Source organism: Oceanobacillus sp. M65, assembly GCF_052246275.1.
Taxonomy (GTDB): domain Bacteria; phylum Bacillota; class Bacilli; order Bacillales; family Amphibacillaceae; genus Oceanobacillus_B; species Oceanobacillus_B jordanicus.
This window is the reverse complement of sequence record NZ_JBQQCJ010000002.1, coordinates 20,200-41,696: the sequence shown is the minus strand read 5'-3', so window position 1 is coordinate 41,696 and position 21,497 is coordinate 20,200. Positions and strand designations below refer to the sequence as shown.

The 21,497-nt window shown below is 39.1% G+C and carries 16 protein-coding genes and 1 other annotated feature; of the genes, 7 read left to right on the top strand and 9 right to left on the bottom strand.

Annotation, left to right across the window (positions count from 1 at the left end; all coding sequences use genetic code 11):
• Positions 1-6: 6 nt before the first annotated feature.
• The 3 genes from ACTWPF_RS07730 to refZ all read right to left on the bottom strand — a co-directional run bounded on the left by ACTWPF_RS07730 (position 7) and on the right by refZ (position 3,786).
• Positions 7-1,146, bottom strand: a complete 1,140-nt coding sequence (locus ACTWPF_RS07730; RefSeq protein ID WP_443148891.1) for a cysteine desulfurase family protein — start codon at positions 1,144-1,146, stop codon at positions 7-9.
• Between the two features lie 115 nt (positions 1,147-1,261).
• Positions 1,262-2,953, bottom strand: a complete 1,692-nt coding sequence (gene ezrA / locus ACTWPF_RS07725; RefSeq protein ID WP_106897174.1) for a septation ring formation regulator EzrA — start codon at positions 2,951-2,953, stop codon at positions 1,262-1,264.
• Between the two features lie 200 nt (positions 2,954-3,153).
• Entirely contained in the window at positions 3,154-3,786 is a 633-nt protein-coding gene (refZ, locus tag ACTWPF_RS07720; RefSeq protein WP_036572068.1) for a forespore capture DNA-binding protein RefZ, read from the bottom strand.
• Positions 3,787-3,915: 129 nt separating this feature from the next.
• On the opposite strand from refZ, the gene ACTWPF_RS07715 reads away from it, so the two are divergent.
• Positions 3,916-4,401: a GAF domain-containing protein gene (locus ACTWPF_RS07715; protein WP_106897175.1), complete on the top strand. Its 486-nt coding sequence runs from the start codon at positions 3,916-3,918 to the stop codon at positions 4,399-4,401.
• A 251-nt stretch (positions 4,402-4,652) separates the two neighbouring features.
• Here ACTWPF_RS07715 and ACTWPF_RS07710 read toward each other — a convergent pair whose 3' ends face one another.
• Positions 4,653-6,476 carry a sensor domain-containing diguanylate cyclase gene (locus ACTWPF_RS07710; RefSeq protein ID WP_443148890.1) on the bottom strand — a complete coding sequence of 608 codons (1,824 nt, stop codon included), beginning with the start codon at positions 6,474-6,476 and terminating at the stop codon, positions 4,653-4,655.
• A gap of 344 nt (positions 6,477-6,820) precedes the next feature.
• Between ACTWPF_RS07710 and rpsD the strand changes: the two genes are divergently transcribed.
• On the top strand, positions 6,821-7,423 hold the full coding sequence (rpsD, locus tag ACTWPF_RS07705) for a 30S ribosomal protein S4 (RefSeq protein ID WP_036572064.1): 603 nt from the start codon (positions 6,821-6,823) through the stop codon (positions 7,421-7,423).
• A gap of 126 nt (positions 7,424-7,549) precedes the next feature.
• On the opposite strand, the gene tyrS is transcribed toward rpsD, so the two are convergent.
• The gene (gene tyrS / locus ACTWPF_RS07700; RefSeq protein WP_106897177.1) at positions 7,550-8,824 is read right to left on the bottom strand and encodes a tyrosine--tRNA ligase; all 1,275 of its coding nucleotides are present in this window, start codon (positions 8,822-8,824) and stop codon (positions 7,550-7,552) included.
• 157 nt (positions 8,825-8,981) lie between these two features.
• Positions 8,982-9,196, bottom strand: a binding site (T-box leader).
• A 118-nt stretch (positions 9,197-9,314) separates the two neighbouring features.
• Between tyrS and ACTWPF_RS07695 the strand changes: the two genes are divergently transcribed.
• The 4 genes from ACTWPF_RS07695 (at position 9,315) to ACTWPF_RS07680 (ending at position 15,209) form a co-directional block, all read left to right on the top strand.
• A complete protein-coding gene (locus ACTWPF_RS07695) occupies positions 9,315-12,263 on the top strand; it encodes a transglycosylase domain-containing protein (RefSeq protein ID WP_443148889.1) in 2,949 nt (982 codons plus the stop codon).
• Between the two features lie 484 nt (positions 12,264-12,747).
• The gene (locus ACTWPF_RS07690) at positions 12,748-13,404 is read left to right on the top strand and encodes a GNAT family N-acetyltransferase (protein ID WP_238020565.1); all 657 of its coding nucleotides are present in this window, start codon (positions 12,748-12,750) and stop codon (positions 13,402-13,404) included.
• Positions 13,405-14,058 carry an acetoin utilization AcuB family protein gene (locus tag ACTWPF_RS07685; protein ID WP_443148888.1) on the top strand — a complete coding sequence of 218 codons (654 nt, stop codon included), beginning with the start codon at positions 13,405-13,407 and terminating at the stop codon, positions 14,056-14,058.
• Complete coding sequence (locus ACTWPF_RS07680) at positions 14,055-15,209, top strand: acetoin utilization protein AcuC (RefSeq protein ID WP_443148887.1); 1,155 nt, start codon at positions 14,055-14,057, stop codon at positions 15,207-15,209. Before ACTWPF_RS07685 ends, ACTWPF_RS07680 begins: the two co-directional genes overlap by 4 nt.
• Positions 15,210-15,248: 39 nt before the next feature.
• Here the strand turns inward: ACTWPF_RS07680 and motS are convergent, their stop codons facing one another.
• The 4 genes from motS to ACTWPF_RS07660 all read right to left on the bottom strand — a co-directional run bounded on the left by motS (position 15,249) and on the right by ACTWPF_RS07660 (position 19,122).
• Positions 15,249-16,028: a flagellar motor protein MotS gene (gene motS, locus ACTWPF_RS07675; protein ID WP_161464755.1), complete on the bottom strand. Its 780-nt coding sequence runs from the start codon at positions 16,026-16,028 to the stop codon at positions 15,249-15,251.
• Positions 16,018-16,842, bottom strand: a complete 825-nt coding sequence (motP, locus tag ACTWPF_RS07670) for a flagellar motor protein MotP (RefSeq protein ID WP_036572054.1) — start codon at positions 16,840-16,842, stop codon at positions 16,018-16,020. Before motP ends, motS begins: the two co-directional genes overlap by 11 nt.
• A gap of 72 nt (positions 16,843-16,914) precedes the next feature.
• Positions 16,915-17,907, bottom strand: a complete 993-nt coding sequence (gene ccpA, locus ACTWPF_RS07665; protein WP_106897183.1) for a catabolite control protein A — start codon at positions 17,905-17,907, stop codon at positions 16,915-16,917.
• Positions 17,908-18,048: 141 nt separating this feature from the next.
• The gene (locus ACTWPF_RS07660) at positions 18,049-19,122 is read right to left on the bottom strand and encodes a bifunctional 3-deoxy-7-phosphoheptulonate synthase/chorismate mutase (protein WP_106897184.1); all 1,074 of its coding nucleotides are present in this window, start codon (positions 19,120-19,122) and stop codon (positions 18,049-18,051) included.
• Between the two features lie 133 nt (positions 19,123-19,255).
• On the opposite strand from ACTWPF_RS07660, the gene ACTWPF_RS07655 reads away from it, so the two are divergent.
• On the top strand, positions 19,256-21,382 hold the full coding sequence (locus ACTWPF_RS07655; protein ID WP_443148886.1) for a cell division protein FtsA: 2,127 nt from the start codon (positions 19,256-19,258) through the stop codon (positions 21,380-21,382).
• Positions 21,383-21,497: the final 115 nt, after the last annotated feature.

Below are 21,497 nucleotides of genomic sequence, written 5' to 3'. Positions count from 1 at the left end.
TATTATCTACTCCATAACTTTTTTAAATTGATGTATTGCCTGTTTCAGCACTTCTATAAATTGTTGAATTTCTTCTTTCGTAGTCTCATACGATAAGCTCACTCTTAATGCAGATATGGCTCGATCTCGAGGAAAACCACATGCCACCAAAATTTTGCTCTCATCCGACTGTTTAGAAGAGCAAGCAGATTTGGTTGAAATATAGATGTCCTTCTCTGCCAGTATATGAATCATTACTTCAGGTTTTGTACCCGGTACAGAGAAATTGACAATATGTGGGGCAGCATTATCTGGAGTGTTTATAACTACCTCAGGTATTTCCGTCAAAGAATTAAGAAGAAAGTCTCGGACACTGTATAGATTGGCAAGCCTTGTAGCCTCTTTTTCTTTAATGAGACGAAGAGCTTTTACCATCGATACAGTACCAGCCACATTTTCAGTACCAGATCGTAGGTTTCGTTCTTGTTCACCACCGTGAAATAAAGGGAAAAGTGTTGTTCGATTGTCTACATATAAGATCCCCGTGCCTTTAAGTCCATTGATCTTATGCCCTGACATCGTACATAAATTAATGCCCGAATGAGACAAAGGAAGTGGCACTTTACCTAATCCCTGTACATCGTCTACATGAAAAAATATTTTCGGGTATGTCGCAACAAGGTCAGCAATCTCCTTTATCGGTTGTATACTCCCTAACTCATTATTCACATGCATTACGCTAATTAGAATGGTATCTTTCCTAATTGCTGCTTTCACATCAAGTGCAGAAACAACGCCTGATTGATCAACTGGTAAATAGGTAATATCAAAACCAAGCGATTCTAAGCTTTTACATGCTTCAAATACGGAAGGATGTTCTATTTCCGTTGTAATAATATGCTTACCGCGTTGCTGGTGCTGTAAAGCAATACCTTTAATCGCCATATTATTACCTTCTGTCCCCCCAGAAGTGAAAACAACTTCTTCTTGTTTCACTTTCAACAGCTCTGCTGCTTGTTTCTTTGCCATATTCAATAGCTTCTCCGCTTCCCCACCAAAAGGATGAATGGAGGATGGATTTGCAAAATAATGGCTTGAGATTTGTTCAAAACTAGTTAGTACACCTGGATCAGGCTTTGTTGTTGCACTATTATCTAAATAAATCATAATACGGACTCCTTGCAATGAACCTTTTATTATATTAGAACACAGAAGAAAAAGGATATTTCTATAATATCCTTTTCTTTTTAATGAATATTTATTTAAGCTACCTATATTACGCTTAATTTGCAGTCAATTGATATTCCTCTATACGCTTTAAAGCACCTGGCTCAATTTCTTCAATTGCTTTGGCTGCTTGCTCTAATGAAAGCTCATATTCGTAGGCACGGAATAAGCGCTCTGATTCAGCTAACTTTGCAGCAAGTAATGGATATTGACTGCGGTACCGATTAGCATATTGAATAACCTGTTCTGTCAAATACGCTTGTTCAAGCATCATATCTGTTTGCTCTGCTACTTGCTCAACGGCAGTTGCAGCATCGCTTAACGCCTTTTGTACTTCGGCCATATCCAATGGCTGCTTTTCGAGTGTTTTAATAACGCGATTATTTTTCTCAGACGCTGTTTCCATGGAATTCCATATAAAGGTCGGAATGCCAGGTACATTGCTCTTCTTTAATTTACGTTGTATATCATACAATTGATTGCGCATTTCCGTCAACTTCTCTTTTGCTTCCAACTCGTCTTTACGAAGATTTCGGATCCGTACCTTGAAGGCTTCATGATTTTCTTTCATTTCCTCCAATTGGATATATCCATCTTCTACCAGATTTCTAAGTTCCGAATGCGAAGCTTTATCATTTGTAAGTTTTTCTGATAGTTCTTCCAGTTCAACCGTTAATTTCCCAATCGACTTTTCTAAAGCCATATAACGTTCCATATCACCATCTTCAAAGTAATAGGCTTTCTTTAATTGCTCTACTTCAGATTTCGTGTCTAGAAAAGCTTGGTTCATATCTGCTACAGCCTGCTGATAGCTTGGCACCTGTGTGTCGAGGTAGCTCTTGGCAAGTGCTTCTTTTTCCAGTAGCTCGTACATTTCCTTTATACGTTCTTCCATTTCTTCCATAGTTGCTTCTACTTCTTTTGTCTCGCCTTTTTCCATGGCTTCAACTGTACTTGCTAGACGTTCTTGATATGTACGTATCTCTTTTTCAAATGCCAAATGCTCGACATGATACCCTTCATCCTTCATCTCTTTAAGACCGGAAAATAATTGATCTAACTGTGCTGGCAGCTCATGTTTGCATTTCTTATAATAGAAAGGAAATGCGTCAAATTGCTCCTCAAGCTCATGAATTTCGATAGTTAGTTCATCGACAACCTGTTTAGCCTCCATATAATCGCCGGCCTCTGTCGATTGCTCATACACCAAAGTCTTTTCCTGTAGTGTATCTAGTTGATTATCGAAATATCGCTCGGCTTTTCCATATTGATAGCGGTTTTGGGAAAGTGCTTTTTTCATTGCTTTTATTTTAGGATTTAAAGTGTCCATTTCTTTTCGGCTTTGCTCTTCCGACTCTAACAGCATGTCTACTTCTGCAAGTAGCTTCTCTATGTTAGCTTCGATTGTTTGCAAAATCTCTTCTACATTATTTAATGTCTTTTTAGCTTTAGAAAAACGGTATTTGTCCGCTGCCTCTTCTGCATCAAATAAATGCTCTTCAATATCAGGAAGTTCTTTCGTTAAGATATGCTCCCAGCGTTCCTTCCAGGATTCAAACTTATCCTGCGTTTCTCCGGATAAATTTAATGTCTTAATCCTTCCCAACTGTGAGGCAATGTTCCGACCCATAATGTCCATTTTCCAAGCCTCGTAACGATCCACGACATCGTATACACGTTTTCTGAGAATAAGACCGATAATAATTAATGTAATGATAACTAGTACAATTCCTATGAAGTATGCCATAAATTGCCTCCTAACTATATTCCTATTTAAGAGGATGAAACGTTGAAGAGCCTCTTGAAGAACATAAAAACCGTTATTTAATATGATAGTACTTATAATACCATGTTCGTAGTGTTTTTGGCTAAAAAAATACAAATAATTTGCAGCTTCGACATATAATGCTTTATTTTTCATGAACATATTGTATGAAAAGTTGCGTTTTAAGAGGATGCAGTCTTATCAGCAGGCTCTTTTGCAGCGAAATCAATCCAGTGATGGATACTCTTCACGTATTTTTCAGCAAATTGCCTGTGGGAGTATTGTCCAACCACCTGATTTTTCCATTCATTATGCAATATATATGGTGTTGTCAGCATTCCTTTAAACTGCATGAGTAAAAAACTGCGTTCCTCAGGGTCTGTCTTTTTATTAACGCGAATAACCGCTTCAAACGCCTTGCTTACATAGAAGTTTTCTTTAGCCAAGTATGTTACCGCCATTTCCCTAACAAACACGGAATCCAACGACAGTTCTCGATGAATAAAACAGGAGAATTGATGATGCATTTGTTTATAATGTATAATAGTTGAAATTAACTCTTTCAATTGATCAAGTGCAGAAAGCTGTTCTGTTTCGAGCAAAGTTTCTTCTATCGCTTTCAAGTATGCTTCATAATAATACGAAACAGCGTATTCTAAAAGACCTTGCTTTCCTTTAAAATAATAGCTGATGAGCGACACGTTAACAGAAGCACGCTCTGCAATATCACGTACCGAGGTACCATGAAAACCCTTTTGAAAGAACAGGGACGAGGCTGCGTCAATCACTTTTTGTTTTGATGTGTTTGGTTTCATCCTATTCAACTCCTTACTTGTCTTTTACGACAAAGAGACGGGTAATCCTGCATTTTTTGCTCGACAAAAAAATTAACGATGTCGAATTAGCAAACTTACCATACATTACAATGAAAGGAGTGTGCATATATGTTTCAATCAACAGCATACTCAGGCCAAAAAGAAAAGGACTATCAATTATTAGTGAAGCAAGTAGATGCACTCAGTGAAGGCGAGCATGATCATACCGCCTTACTTGCGAATGCGTCTGCTTTATTAAATCAGTTTCTCACTGACGTAAATTGGGTAGGGTTTTACGTTTGGAAAGAAGATGAACTTGTATTAGGGCCCTTCCAAGGATTACCAGCATGTATCCGGATTGGCTACGGCAAAGGAGTATGTGGCACAGCTATTAAAGAAAAAGCAACTCAACGCATTGCGGATGTTCATGCATTCCCTGGACACATTGCTTGCGACGGGGCGACAAACTCGGAAATCGTTGTACCGATTATCCTTAACGAGACAATTTATGGAGTACTTGATATAGACAGCCCGAATTCAGACCGTTTTGACGAAGTGGATCAAACTTACTTAGAACAGTTTGTCCATGTACTTGAAAAGCATTTAGCCGGATGAAGTGAAACTTCAATCAGTGGGAGTTTTCATTCTTCCCCCATTGATTGTTAGTTGAACGAATCGGGATGTTAACGTCCGTTTACTCCCACTAAAAACTTACAGTTTCACCTCATGTATTGAAGTAGGAGTCTTACGGACGGTTGCTCCGGTATAAAGTTAAATAGATATTCTTTAAGATATAAAAAGCCCGATGAAACTCGTATTCTAGAGAAGAATTCCGAGTAACCGTCGGGCTTTTAGTAATCTAAGACTTATTTCACGTATCTAACAACACTATTTTTGCCATTGTTTTTGGCTTCATACAGAGCCTTGTCTGCTCTGATAAAGAGTTCACTGACTGTATCTGTAACCGTATGTTCCCATGAGGACACACCACAAGAAAGGGTTACAGACGGATTTGTATGCTTTTCGACTTGACTTCGAATTAATCCAGCTATTTGCACACCTTCGTTAATAGTGATAGTAGGTGCATAGACAGCGAGTTCTTCTCCTCCCCACCTAGCTGCAAGATCACGATTGTTTACAATTGACTTAACAAGGTCCGCTACCTGTATCAACACCTTATCGCCAATATGATGCCCATACGTGTCATTAATTGATTTGAAGTCATCAATATCGAATAGAATTAATGTTCCCATTTCACCTGTCGCCATATGAGCGATTATCTCTTCTTCTAAATAGTTTCGTGAATAGAGTTTTGTTAAAAAATCTGTTTTAACAGCCTTTTTCAACTTATCTTTAAGTACTGTATTTGTCAGCGCTAAGGTTGAATGCTGTATGAGTGACTGTATTAATTTAAATGTATTAAATGAAAAGAAATATGGTTGTTCGTGCAAGATCCCAATAATACCATGAACTGTGTCAGAATGGCTCATCGGAATAGCAATAATAGACCGGTATGGAAATCGATCTATTCTATCAAAATCCCCTTTAAGCAATGGCTCCCCCTTACAATCTGTATGGTCTTTCAAATACTCAGCAAATCTTCTTCCAGGATTCGTATTAAAAAACGCTGTACTTCCAGTTAGGACATCGAACCTTTCTTCATTATCCCCGTTGTAATAAATAAAACCGACCTCTGAGGCATGACAAACATCCATTACTTGGTCTCTGACAAGATTGATGATCTCTTTCATTTCAAGATTCGAGTTCAACTTGTGTGTAGCTTCATTAATTAACTTTAAATCAGAGACAAGGTGATTTGATTTTTCATAAAGCGTGACGTTTTCGATGGCCTTGCCGGCAGTACTAGCAATCTGGGATATAAAGTTTATTTCCTTTTCGGGAATATACATTCCTTTATCACTAATCACCTGTAGAACTCCGTATACACCTTGTTTCCCTACCAATGGTGCATATAAGAAACAGCCTGTTTTATCTAATTGCTCTTCTATTTGAATTTCCCCTGAAATAAAGGCCAAAGTACTTACACGTTTTATCACATCATCACTATATTCTATCGTTTTGACAGGAAGTTCTGCTTCTAACTCGGTATCCTGTGAGAGCAAAAGATTATATGCTAGTTCCGGGTATAGTTTACGAAGGCCTTGAACAATTTCACTTAATATCTTTTTTTGAGTGGTGAGAGACAGCAGCTGGGAAGTCAATTCAAATAAATACGCATGATTCCTTCTCATCCTTCTTCCATCTAATTGTAAGAGGGAAATTAACTTCTCCGTTTCCGTCTTCAAAATTGCCAACTCTTCTACTGGAGTTGGGAATTCCTGTTCAATACATAATATGGCTTTGGGCCCTTCTTCCGGTAAAATATGTAGTAAGGTGACCTGCTTTTCTAGAATTATTTGATGGTTAACTTCCTCCCCCATCATGACATTCTCTGACAATCTATGTTCTTTTAAAGGAACTTCCCTGATAAGACTATCTGATATACAAAGTTCATATTCTCTCTGCCATTCATTAAACAAATAAAATCCTGAATAGGAAACAGGGAGAACTTTACATATACACTCAGCAACACGACATAGCGTATTCGCGTCACTTTGCTCAAGGGGGGTTGATGCCAATTCAAAGTATAAACTCCGTAGCTTATCCATAAGCAATTCTGTGTTTTTCATAGTTATCACCTATTATCTTAATGTCGAAACGAATTGTGCTCTAATTGACTAGTTATCATTATAAACGAACTAGTCCTAATTTCCTATTATATTACCCGTTAAATTCGTTTTCTCAATAAAGGTTGACTTATAAGCTAAGAAATTATATACTATTCCTTGTGTAAAATAATAAAGTAGCCTATGTGAACCGGACGCTTGAAACCATTTTGTTCCTCATCACTTGAATGAGGTGTATCGCGTAACTCTTAGCTGCTGGAGCGATGGTACATGAAAACATAATGGACAACGTATAGGAACACGCTCGCTTATTTTATGCAAATAAAATAAAAAGGAGGAAATGTCTTATGGCTCGTTTTACTGGATCAGTATGGAAAAAATCACGTCGTCTTGGCATTTCATTAACTGGAACTGGTAAGGAACTAGATAAACGTCCTTACGCTCCTGGTCAACATGGACCAAACCAACGCAGAAAAGTCTCTGAATATGGCTTACAATTACAAGAGAAGCAAAAACTTCGCTTCATGTATGGATTGAACGAACGTCAATTCCGTACCTTGTTTGATAAAGCTGGGAAAATGAAAGGTATTCATGGTGAAAACTTCATGATCCTTCTTGATTCTCGTCTAGATAACATCGTTTATCGCATGGGTCTTGCCCGTACTCGCAGACAAGCTCGTCAGCTTGTAAACCATGGTCACGTTACTGTAGATGGCGGACGCGTTGATATTCCATCATACCGTCTAAAACCAGGTCAAGTAGTTGGTTTACGTGAAAAATCCAAAAACCTCGATATCGTTAAAGAGGCTGTGGAAGTAAACAACTTCGTACCTGAATATGTAACAATTGACACTGACAAAATGGAAGGTACGTACACTCGCTACCCTGAGCGTTCTGAACTTCCAGCTGAAATCAACGAAGCACTTATCGTTGAATTCTACTCTCGTTAATCGTTTCTTAAAGAAAAACCTGAAATGCTTGTTAACAAGTATTTCAGGTTTTTTTATTTCTATTAAACTTTAGTAAAAGACGGGAGTTGCATCCAACAGCAACTCCCGTCTTTTAAGTTCTACTCATTAAGAGGCATAACGAATCAACGTGTATTTCTTCTTCCCTCTTCGAATAATGGTAAATTCATCTTCGATTCGATCATCTTGGCCAATAGTATGTTGCAAGTCTTGCACTCTTTCTCCATTCACATAAATGGCACCATTTTGGATATCTTCTCTCGCTTGTCTTTTAGAAGAAGAGATTTTTGCTTCAACCAATAAGTCTATTAGCCCAACTTCTTCTTTTGCACGCTCATGTGTTGGAACATCCTTGAATCCCTGCTTAATTTCAGCACCAGAGAGGTCTTTTAGATCACCACTGAATAAAGATGCAGAAATTTTCTTTGCCTGTTCCAATGCTTCTTGACTATGAACGATAACTGTCATTTCTTCAGCTAAACGTTTCTGGGCTTCTCTTTTTTCCGGTTGATCACTAACTTCTTTTTCCAACTGCTCCATCTCTTGTTCTGAAATGAAAGTAAAGTAACGAAGGAATTTGATAACATCCCTGTCGTCTGTATTTAACCAGAACTGGTAAAACTCATAAGGAGAAGTTTTCTCTGGATCTAGCCAAATTGCTCCACCAGCAGTTTTCCCGAACTTGGTACCATCGGCTTTTGTGATAAGTGGTACAGTTAAGCCGAATACTTTTATTTCCTCTTCCTGGTTTTCTCTTGACCTACGAATTAGCTCCATACCAGCGGTAATATTCCCCCACTGATCACTACCACCGATTTGTAGTGTACAATTTTCCTGTTCGTAAAGCTTTAGAAAGTCAAGGGATTGCAAGATCATATAACTAAACTCTGTAAATGTGATGCCTTGTTCGATACGTGCAGAAACGGATTCCTTTGCGAGCATATAATTGATCCCAAAATGCTTCCCAGCATCACGAAGAAAATCAATTACTGTCATGCTTGAAAGCCAGTCATGGTTGTTTCTAGCGACGACTGGATTTTCGCCCTTATCGAAATCAAGTAATCCGGCAATTTGTTGCTTAATTTTTTCACTATACCCTTTAACGACCTCACTCTCGTTAAGAGAGCGTTCACTTGTTCTTCCGCTTGGGTCACCAATCATTCCTGTCCCCCCACCAACAAGGGCAATCGGGCGATGTCCTGCTTTTTGGAAACGTTTTAGCATTGTAATTGGTAGCAAATGTCCTATATGCAGACTATCTGCTGTCGGATCAAACCCACAGTACAATGTTACCTGTTTTTCTTGCAATTGCTTTTCAAGTGCCTCACGATCCGTTGTCTGATGTATTAGTCCCCTTGTTTCAAGGTCCTGTAAAATATCCATTCTCTTCACACTCCATTTTTTTATCTAGATTAGAAAAACTCGCCTTCGCTCATCCTAAAAACGAATGTGCATGTTTTTCTTATACTTGGGACTTCAAAATTTTAACTTCCTTGTCATTACTTTCTAGCGCGGAAAATAAAAAAACCCCTCCCCTATAAAAAGGGACGAGTTTAACACGCGGTACCACCCTTGTTGCAAATTAAAAATCTGCCACTTCGGATTGTTAACGATGTTGCCACCGTTCCGAACGCTCAAAACGATCGAAATTGCTCCGGAATGTAATTCGTCAGTAAATATATCCCGGCTTTCACCACCCGCCGGTTCTCTAGAATAGGGATTTACTCGACTACTTCGTTCCTTCAACACAAATTATCTTATAGTATTTATCTATACCATATTTGATTTAAAAAAGCAATTACCGAACCGAAAATCTTTCCTCCCCATTCTATTATTATGCTATAATAAGAAAGGTATTTTAGGAGGTTTTGCGATGAATTGGAAACAACGGTTTCATCAATATATGGAAAAGCTAAAATCAATCTGGAAATCTGGAAAGGTTCAACGTTCCTCTCGGATTTCCTATGACATAGGATGGAATGTATTACTGTTTTTCTTAATAATTGGCTTCATTGGCATGTTTTTTGCTGGTGGCGTAGGGGCTGGATATTTTGCCTCTTTGGTAAAAGATGAGCCAGTTCTCTCCTATGAAACGATGCAACAGGACATTTACAACTATGAGGAAACGTCTAAGCTGTACTTTGCTGATGACAAATATTTTGGCGACGTCCAGTCTGACTTACACCGGGAAGAGGTCACCCTAGAAAACATCTCACCAGTCTTACTGGATGCAGTAATTGCAACAGAAGATGAGAACTTTGAAGAACATCATGGAGTTGTGCCAAAGGCTATTCTGCGCGCAGTTTTACAGGAAGTAACAAATTCCGAAGTAAAAACAGGTGGTAGTACCCTTACACAACAATTGATTAAAAACCAAATCCTAACCAATGAAGTGTCGTTTGAAAGAAAAGCAAAAGAAATATTACTTGCTTTGCGACTGGAACGCTTCTTTGAAAAGGATGAAATTCTTGAAGCATATTTAAATATTGTCCCTTATGGCAGAGACGCTTCTGGAAACAACATTGCCGGTGTACAAACAGCGGCACAAGGAATATTTGGTGTGGATGCAAAAGACGTCAATATTGCACAAGCTGCATACCTTGCGGGGCTCCCACAAAGTCCATCCGCTTACACCCCTTTTCTTAACGGAGGAGATCTAAAAGACGAGGACGGTTTACAGCGGGGAATTAACCGAATGAAAACAGTGCTTAACCGGATGCTCGAATCCAGCTACATAACACAAGCAGAATATGATGAAAGCATCAATTATGATATTGTGGCTGATTTTAAAGAAGCTTCCCCTTCCCCTGTGGAGAAATATCCGTACTTAACTTTTGAAGTAGAAAAAAAGGCCACAGAAGTTATTATGTATCAACTAGCCGAGAAAGATGGTTACTCGAAAGAGGATCTCGAGAAGGATAGTGCTCTAAAGGAAGACTATGAAGTGAAGGCTGAAAGAGACTTACGGAAAAACGGCTACAATATCCATACAACCATTGATAAGGACATATATGAAGCTTTTCAAGAAGTTGCGACAAACTATGATAACTATGGTCCAACTGTGACCGTTACAGAGACCAATAGTGAAACTGGCGAAACAGAAGAAGTAGAGCAAAGAGTCCAAACTGGTGGAATGCTCATTGAAAACAGTACCGGTAGAATCATTAGCTTTGTCGGTGGCCGAGGATATGACGAAAATAACAATATTAATTATATTTCCGACAATGTTGTTCGTTCAAATGGTAGTACGATGAAACCATTATTAGATTATGCCCCCGCCATGGAAGAAGGAAAAGTTCAACCAGGCACCCCTGTCGCTGACGTAAGAAAGCAAATTCCTGGCTGGCCATCTGGCAAACCAGGAAACTATGGTGGTGGTTATCATGGAATCGTCTCTGCTCGTACTGCTCTGCAGAACTCGTATAATGTGCCTGCTGCTGATATTTATTCTCGTATTATGAATATTAATCCTGCAGAAAAGTACCTTGAGAAAATGGGTATTACTTCAATAAGCGAAGATCTGTATGGTATTGCTTCCCTATCAATAGGTGTAGCAGAACTAACCCTCGAAGAAAATATTAATGCATTTACTACCTTTGGTAATAACGGGAAATTCGCTGACGCGTATATGATTGAAAAGATAACAAATCAAGACGGCGATGTTGTCTATGAACATAAAGCAGAGCCAGTAGAAGTTTTCAGTCCGCAAACAACGTATTTAACGATTGATATGATGCGAGATGTTATTAGTTCTGGAACAGCTGGTTACCTGAGACCGCAGCTATCAAATGGCAGTGTAGACTGGGCAGGTAAAACCGGTACATCAAATAATTATCATGATGCCTGGTTCGTTGCAACAAATCCAAACGTTACCTTCGGGACATGGATTGGATATGATGACAACCGTCCTATTAATAATGCGAGCACAAATTATAGTCACCGTAACCTTAAATTATGGGCTGAGCTGATCAATAGTGCTGCCGCAATTAATCCAGAGCTAGTGACACCAAGTGAAACGTTCAAACGTCCGGACGGTATTGTCCAACGAAGCTATTGTGCGATTTCAGGGATGCTTCCTTCTGAATTATGCGAGAAAGCTGGTCTAGTAAAATCAGATTTATTTAATGCGAAATATGTACCAACTGAAACTGATGACAGCTTAGTGAGCGGAAGCTCTGTTATCGTGAATGGTAAGGCAGTAGTTGCAGGTGCTAATACTCCTGATGAGTTTGTAACAGGAGATGGTCTTATGTTTAGCCCTGAGTTTCTTAAACGAAACGGGTATGATAAGCTACCGGACCTTACACAATTGTATCCTAGAACCGAAACAGAAAAGTGGCAAAGGATTGGTGTACCTGGAGCTGGAGCAGAAGTAGGAGATGCCATTGAGGATGATGGAAAAGACCCTTCCGCTCCGACATCTTTAAACAAATCTGGAAGCAAATTAACTTGGAAGAAATCGGGCAGCAATGACGTGGTAGGATATAGAGTATATCGCGCTACGAAGGCTGGTGGTAAATTTAGCCTTGTAGGAAGTACGACCGAAACAAGTTATACCATCGGAAACAATAATGCTATCTATCACGTAAAAGCTGTTGACTATTTCGGTAGAGAATCCTCTGCCTCAAAAGAAATAATGGTTGGTAATACGTCTGAGCCAGAGCCCGAAACACCTGACTCAAACAAGGAAACCGATAATGAGAAAGAAACAGCAGATGAAAATAACGAAAACGAAAAAGAAGATAAACAACAAGAAGAAAGCAATAACGATCAAGAAGAAGAAGAAGAAAATAATCAAGATGAAGAAAGCAGTCAAGGATGAGGAAAGTAACCAAGATGATAGCGAGGACGAACAATAACGCGTCTTATTCGTGATATCTTGGGCTATAGTTTCCTACCAAACGAACAAGTCGAGCGATCTTTTGAAACTCTATGGTGAGTTTTGAGTTCGCTCGACTTTTTTATGTAGAGAAATACACATAATTGTGAATGAAGATCACAAGAGGGATTATCCATAGATCTTTTTCCCAGCGTCCTAACACTTTGAAAAAGGATAAGTTTCACCCTTTTCACATTTATTACTAAATAAAGTGAAACTTCATTTGGTGGGGTTTCCCTACCTTCCCCACTAAATGTTAGTTGAACGAATCGGACCTTTACTGGCAGTTGATCCCCCATTTAGAGCTTAATTGCTTCCCAAATTCTTGAAGTGGGGGTTTTACTGCCAGTTGAGGCGGGATAAATGTTCGGTAATCTAGTATAATGAATGTAAGCGTATTAGTTTTACAGATTAGGTGGTGAAAAAGTTGGAACATACAAAAACTTATCATGCATTATGCCGTGAAAGTAATAATGGAGACAGTATAACAATTGAAGGTCCCCTGTCCAGTGAAGAACTTGGAAACTTCCATTTTCATGAACACCTGACTGCATTCAGACCCGCTCCAAAACAATTTGAAGCACTACGCAGTATAGCCGATTTCCCTGAAGGAAGAATTATAGTTGCCCGAACCGAAGATACAATAATTGGTTATGTGACTTATTTGCACCCTGATCCGCTGGAACGCTGGTCCGAGTTCAAGATGGAAGAACTTATGGAACTTGGCGCAATTGAAGTAGTTCCCTCCTATCGGGGAGCCAAATTAGCCTCAGGTTTATTGCAAGTCTCCATGATGGATGACTATATGGAGAATTATATTATTATTTCGACTGAGTATTATTGGCACTGGGATTTGGATGGAACGAAACTAAGCATTTGGGACTACCGGAAAGTGATGGAAAAGATGATGGCTACTGGTGGCCTCCTCCCCGCTCCAACCGATGATCCAGAAATCATTTCACACCCAGCAAATTGCTTAATGGTTAGAATCGGCAAAGAAGTCACTGATGATTCCGTCACGACTTTTGATAAGCTGCGCTTCTTACAGCGATATCAATACCGCAATATGAGGGAGGGGCTTTAAATGCTAGTAGAAGAAATTATGAATCGAGACGTGATTACTTTGTCACCAACAGATACGATTGAAAAAGCATTGCACATCTTACAACTAAATCGTATTCGACATATCCCAATTGTAGAGAAGAATAAAGATGTAATAGGAATTATCTCTGACAGGGATATCCGCGATGCTTCTCCGTCTATATTTAAAAATAACACAGTGGCAGAAGAATTAAAAAATGAGCTTCACACCATTATGAGTAGTCCCGTCGTTACCGTTCATCCGCTTGATTTTGTAGAAGAAATAGCTCGAATCTTTTATGATGAAGAATTTGCTTGCCTCCCTGTTGTGAGAAAGGATAACAGGCTTGTTGGCATTGTCACAGAAAAGGATATGCTTCAGACATTGATTCAGCTTACCGGTACGAATGTGCCTTCCTCTCATATTGAAGTAAGAGTGCCACATAGGCCAGGAATCCTTCCTGAAATTACATCTATATTTGGTAAAAGGAAAGTAAATATTGTTTCTGTATTAGTGTATCCGTATAAAGATGATCCCGCCTACAAAATACTTGTTTTCCGGATCCAGACGATGAATCCTCTCCCTATTATTCAGGATTTAAGAGATGCGGGGTATGATCTAATGTGGCCAAATAATATTCCGGGGCCAAAACGATGAAATGTTCCGCAGCGTTCGTCTTCTCAGAAAATACGTTAAACTATCACTTTAATAAAGATCATCCGTTTAACCAAAAACGTGTATTGCTTACAAAGGAGCTATTAGAGGCAACAGGTCAATTATCTGCAGAGGCAGTGCTAGCTCCTCGGATAGCAACAGAGGACGAACTCGCACTTTTCCATGATGTAGCTTACATTCAAGCTATTAAAAAGGCGAGTAAGTCCCAGTTAACAGACAGTGAGGCTACACAATTTGGACTGGGCACGGAAGATACACCTATATTTCCGAATATGCATGAGGCTGCAAGTTATGTAGTAGGCGGTACACTGACAGCGGTCGATGCTGTTATGGAAGAGCAGACTATGCATGCACTCCACTTGGGAGGTGGGCTTCATCATGGATTTAAACGAAAAGCAGCTGGTTTCTGTATTTATAATGATGGAGCAGTGGCAATAAAATACCTCAGGGAAAAGTATGATTTAAAGGTGTTATATGTGGATACGGATGCGCACCACGGAGACGGTGTACAATGGGCCTTCTATGATGACCCGAATGTCTGCACCCTATCTATCCATGAAACAGGTAGATACCTTTTCCCGGGGACCGGAAATGTAAATGAGCGTGGACTCAAACAAGGTCATGGATATACCTTTAATTTACCACTAGATGCATTTACAGAGGACGATTCATTTATTTCCGTTTATGACAGCGCTATCAAAGAAGTTGCTGGTTTTTTCAAGCCTGATATTATTATCACACAGAACGGGGCAGATGCGCATTGCTATGATCCACTAACTCATTTATGTAGTACGATGAGAAGTTTTGAGTATATCCCCAAAATTGCGCATGAAATCGCGCACGAATACTGTGGTGGCAAATGGATTGCACTAGGTGGCGGTGGGTATGATATTTGGCGAGTTGTCCCGAGGGCATGGGGACAACTCTGGAACATTATGCATGATGGCCACGTCCTTACAGGAAAGATCCCTCCTACCTGGTTGAAGCAGTGGGAAAAAGAAGCTCCTACTTCCCTTCCAGCGTATTGGCAAGATGAAAAAGAGATTGTCTCCATACCCCGAAGAGCAGAAATAACAGAAAAAAATGAGAAGCTATTACAAAGCATGTTAAAATACACAAAAAAAATTATGTGACCTAATTTCCTTCCTAACAAAAAGCCAGCGAGATGGCGTTTACTCATCATCTCCCTGGCTTTCTTCTAATATAACAATCTCTACACGTCGGTTTTTTGCCCAGTTTTCTTCCGAAGTATTTTCAACTAGTGGTCTAGTATCTCCATACCCTACTGAAGAAAAACGTGATTCATCGAACTTATTTTCTTCTATCATATAACGTATGACACTGCTTGCTCTAGCTCCTGACAGTTCCCAATTGGAAGGATACCTAAAGCTGTCTATTGGCCTATCATCCGTATGCCCTTCCACTTTAACATTATTTGGCAAACTGTCTAACATGGAAGCAATTTTTGATAGAAAAGGTTTTCCGCTTGCCAGTATTTCCGCTGCACCTGAATCAAACAATATACTTTCTTGCAACACCAGTACGACCCCTTGATCCGTACGGGTAGCTGAAATAACATTATTTAACTCGTTTTCATCTAAGTATTGATCAACATTTTCCATAAGGTTGTCCAAGGAATCCTGTGTTGTATCGTCATCATCTTGTTTGTTCTCCAGCTGTGTTGGATTCTCAAATTCATTCGAATTCTTACCACTTTCCTCATCCCTTGTATGCTCAGTTGGATTTTCCATCGGAACTGGGGATGGGTAGAAATCAAAAATCATTCGATTTTTAAATGATTCTGAGATTGCTTCAAATTTCACCGAATCAATTTGTGACATGGAAAACAACAGGATAAAAAATACGAGGATTAAGGTCACCATATCCGAATATGTAACCATCCATTTCGGTGCACCCTTGTTTTTGTTCCGCCTTATATTCCTACGCTTCATTAACTCTCTCTCCTACAAAACCTTCATCTTCAACCGATGTCTGTTGGTTTTTAATCTCACTGGAAAGAAAAGCAGATAGTTTCTCTTCAAGAATGCGTGGGTTTTGTCCAGACTGAACGCCCATAACTCCTTCGATGATAACCTGTTTAATAAATACTTCTTCTTCTGTTTTGCTCTCTAATTTATTTGCCATGGGGACGAATACAAGATTCGCTAGGACCGTACCATATAAAGTTGTTAGAAGAGCTACTGCCATACTAGGCCCGAGGCTGGCCGGGTCCTGTAAATTATTAAGCATCAGTACAAGCCCTACTAATGTACCAATCATTCCCCAAGCCGGAGCATATTCCCCAGCCTTTTCTATTAGATTTCTTCCTTTATAATGCCTGTCCTCTGTTGCCGTGATTTCCGCATTCATAATATCGCTGATCACTTCTGGTTCCATCCCATCAACTGCAAGTAAGACCCCTTTTTTTATAAAAGGCTCATCTACATCTTCCAATTCATTTTCCAATGCAAGTATGCCTTCACGACGAGCCCTCTCAGATAATCGGATAAACAACGCTATTAGCTCAGGAAGACGCTGATCATTCTTGTGAAAAGCCTCACTAATAATCTTTCTAGTGAGTTTAATTTCCTCCATTTTAAAATTTATCAGCATGGAAGCAACTAAACCTCCGATTACAATAAAGATGGATGAAACATCCAAGAATAATGTAGCGCCGCTTGTACCACCTTTTGACATTATGGCAAGCATGATCATGATAAAACCTAACGTGATGCCGATAGGAGTTAATATATCGCGTTTTCTCATATTCTCTCTCCTCAAAGTCACTATGGAATAAGGGAATGAAGATTCTCTCTATTCTTTATATCGGCATCTTTTTTACTTTGTTGAGTTTCTTTTTTCAACTCGGTGTGGCAACACAACTTTTTTATCATCTACTTCTTCTTTGTTCATAAATTTCGTTAAGAGACGCATTGCAACAGCCCCGATATCATACATCGGCTGAACGATTGTAGATAATGTTGGTCTCACCATAGTAGATAGTCTTGTATTATCAAAGCCAAAGACTTCAATATCTTCTGGCACACTGTACCCTTTATCTTGCGCACCATGGATGACCCCAAGCGCCATTTCATCAGAGGCTACAAAAATAGAGGTCGGCTTCTTGTCCAGCTCAAGCAGTTGGTTAACTGCATCAATACCTGAGTCATAGGAATAATCCCCTTTTACAACAAGTGTTTCATCTAACTCAACAGAAGCTTCTTTCAATGCCTTTTTGTAGCCATTGTATTTAAGAAGATTAATATGTGAATCTTCTTGGCCAGAAACAAAAGCTGGTAGGCTGTCCCGTTCAAGCAAGTATTTAGTCGCTTCATAAGCCGCTTCTTCATAATTAATGTTAACGGAAGGTATTTCGTCGTTTTCATCATAGGTAGCAGCCAATACTACTGGTACAGAAGATGTTTTAAATTGTTGCACATGCTCTTCCGAAATATCTCCACCCATGAAAATAATTCCGTCTACCTGCTTCTCTAGCATGGTATTAATTAAGCCTAATTCCTTGTCTTTATTTTGGTCGGAATTACTCAAAATAATATTATATTTATACATGGTGGCAATATCTTCTATTCCTCTAGCCAGCTCCGCAAAGAAGATACTTGAAATATCGGGGATAATGGCCCCGACAGTAGTCGTTTTTTTACTTGCTAGCCCTCTTGCTACAGCGTTTGGTCGGTAGCCAAGACGTTCTATTGTCGCAAGCACTTTTTTCCTTGTGGTAGGTTTCACATTCGGATTTCCGTTTACTACGCGAGATACTGTTGCCATGGAGACATTAGCTTCTCTCGCTACATCGTATATTGTAATATTCAATTTCCTTTACCTCCTATTTAACTAAACAACCTATATTTTTTTATCATACTCCACAATGATAAAAATTACAAAAAATTTAAAGGCTGAATCATCAAAGTGATGGCTCAGCCTTTAAATCGACATTCATAAGGATTTGTTATATTATCGATTAAATTTATTTGCTACATCTATAATATCATCCATAAAGGAATTAAACATCGGTATATCCATCTGTTGGGCAGAATCAGATAAAGCCACAGCAGGATCTGGATGAACTTCTGCCATCACACCATCAGCCCCAATTGCGATTGCAGCCTTTGCTGTAGGTAACAAGATGTCTCTTCTCCCTGTGGAATGGGTCACATCTACCATTACTGGTAAGTGTGTTTCCTGCTTCAGTATAGGAACTGCTGAGATATCAAGTGTATTTCGTGTAGCTTTTTCATATGTTCGAATTCCACGCTCACATAGAATTATATTTCCATTTCCTCGGGAGATAATATATTCTGCTGCATTAATGAATTCCGAAATCGTAGCAGACAAGCCTCGTTTTAATAAAACTGGTTTATTTATGTCACCAGCTGCTTTTAATAGTTCAAAGTTTTGCATGTTTCGAGCTCCAATTTGAACCACATCTAAGTATTCAAGTGCTTCTTCAAGGTGTGCAGGATTTACAATTTCACTTACAACAGCTAAGCCATGCTTATCTGCAGCTTTTCTTAAGATTTGTAAACCTTCTATACCAAGGCCCTGAAAATCGTATGGAGATGTACGTGGTTTAAATGCGCCACCTCTTAATAGCTTTATGCCTTTGTTTTTAACAGCCTCTGCAACCTGATCTACCTGATCATAGCTTTCTACAGCACATGGCCCCATCACATAGTGGGTGTTTCCGTCCCCAATAGTTGCTCCATTAATTTCAATGACTGTATCCTCAGGCTTTTTCTTCCTTGAGACTAGTAATGCTTTACTATGGTCATCTTCCTGCAATTCAAGGCTCGCCTTAAATATTTCCTTAAAGATATGTTCAATTGTACTTTTTTGAAATGGTCCATCATTCTTGCTAGTAATCTGATTCAGCATATCTCTTTCCCGTACTGGATCAAATCGGTTCATACTTTGCTTTGCCTTAATTTGACCGATTTGTTGTACAATCTCTGCTCTCTGATTAATAAGCTTTAAGATTTCTAGATTCACACTGTCCATTTGCTCTCTTAATTGATCCATTTCATTCATATTACTACTCCCCTTGTGATTGCAGTTTTTTAATAATTAGAGACAATTATAGCTAATATCTATTTCTTTGTCGATAAAAAGTTTCTAAAAGTTTATAATAGAGTCAGATTATGAGGGAAAGGGTTATTTTATGATGGACGATCGTATTTTTGCTTTAGACATCGGAACACGCTCCGTAACAGGGATTATCTTAGAAAAAGAAGAAACGAAATTTAAGGTGATAGATTATTATACAAAGGAACATACAGAAAGATCAATGCGAGATGGTCAAATACATAATGTGGTAGCCGTATCGGATATTATTCGTGAGGTTAAAGAAAAGCTTGAACACACACACGGAAGCTTACATAAGGTTTGTGTGGCTGCAGCCGGGAGAGCATTGAAAACAACTCAGGCAACCTCTACGATCGAGCTGAATCAACAGCCAATTGTAGAAGAGGAAACAATCAAGCACTTAGAGTTAAGTGCCGTACAAGCTGCCCAAATCAAGCTTGCTCAAGAGGAGCAAACAGAAGATTATCATAATTATTATTGTGTTGGCTACTCGATTTTACACTATCAAATTGATGAGGAAAGAATTGGATCTCTGATTGATCAGAGTGGGGAGAAAGCTTCTGTAGAAATTATTGCCACCTTTCTCCCTAAGATCGTAGTGGAATCTCTGTTGGCTGCCTTAGGACGAGCAGCACTTGAAATGGACGCTCTTACCTTAGAGCCAATAGCGGCTATCCACGTCCTTGTTCCTGAGTCAATGAGAAGGCTTAATGTAGCCTTAGTTGATATTGGGGCTGGAACTAGTGATATCGCCATCACAAATGCGGGCACAGTTGCTGCCTACGGAATGGTTCCAGTGGCAGGAGATGAAATTACAGAAGCCATTAGTGATGCATATCTCCTTGACTTTCCTTTGGCTGAACAGACAAAACGAGATATTGTCAATGATGGAGAAGCCATGGTTGCTGATATTCTCGGATTCGAAACAACCATTACCTATGATGCATTAGTAGGAGAAATACGCTCTAAAGTAGAGTACCTTGCTTCTAAGGTAGCTGAAGAAATCCTTCTTTTAAACGCGAATCCTCCGAAAGCCGTCATGTTGGTAGGTGGTGGTAGTTTAACACCTGAGATCACAAAAATTCTAGCGGATAAACTAAGATTACCAGAGAACCGCGTAGCAGTTAGAGGAATTGACGCGATTCAAAACTTAGTGTCATCAGAGGCTTTACCAAAAGGCCCCGATTTTGTGACACCTATTGGTATCGCAATTGCCGCAAAACAAAATCCAGTTCATTATGTTACTGTTAATGTAAATAAGCAAAAGGTTCGTATGTTTGAAATGAAACAACTAACCGTTGGAGATGCCCTCATTCAGGCTGGTCTAGATATTCAAAAAATGTATGGTCGCCCGGGATCCGCTGTAATGGTGACCGTGAATGGAAAGGAAATCACAATACCAGGGCAATTTGGTCAGGCACCACAACTGTCTGTGAACGGCATTAAGACTACGGTGGAACAATCCATACTGAATAACGATAATGTAGAGGTAGAGAAAGGCGAGGATGGCTCCCCTGCTCTAATTACTTTAGAAGAGCTTATTGGTGATCTTCCATCCAAAGTAATCTATTTTAATAATCAACCTATTAAACGTTATGCCAATTATTTCGTAAACGGAAAGAAACAAGTTAAAGCCTATGTTGTTAAAGATCGAGACAACATTGTCTTTGAAAATGAAACAACTGTAAAAGATTTCTTGCCATATGTTGACAAAGAGGGATCACTTCAGATCAATTCTTTCTCGGTTTATGTAAATGACGAGGAAGTAAAGCTCCCTATAGGAGAAACTAGAATTTTTGTTAACAATAATCAAGCAAATGATGACAAGGTGCTTCATAACAACGATCAACTGACGATAGAACCTGCTAGCACCCCGCTTGTATCTGATTTATTTACTGTGCTAGGTAAAAAGGCTGTAAACACCACCGCCGTTTACTTTAATGGGCAGTACATTGAATTAGAACAGTCTTGTTATTCCATAAAACGAGATGGAGAGACAGTTCGGCCAGAAACTGAATTGAATAATCTGGACTACTTAAGCATGAAAGCTAAAGAAATTGAGCCCTTTATTTTTCAAGATATCTTTCGGTACATTGATATAGATATTAGTAAAGTAAGTGGGGATTTCAAACTATATATAAATGATATGCCAGCTTCCTTTGACGCAGAGATTCAACATGGTGACCAGCTTCGGATTACCTGGTAATGGTTTACCTTATATCTTAGGTGTCATAAAAAATGCCGAGCGATCATTCAAACGAAAAGGTTTGAATAAATGCTCGGCATACTTATTATTATTTCACTTTTAAATATTACTCAAT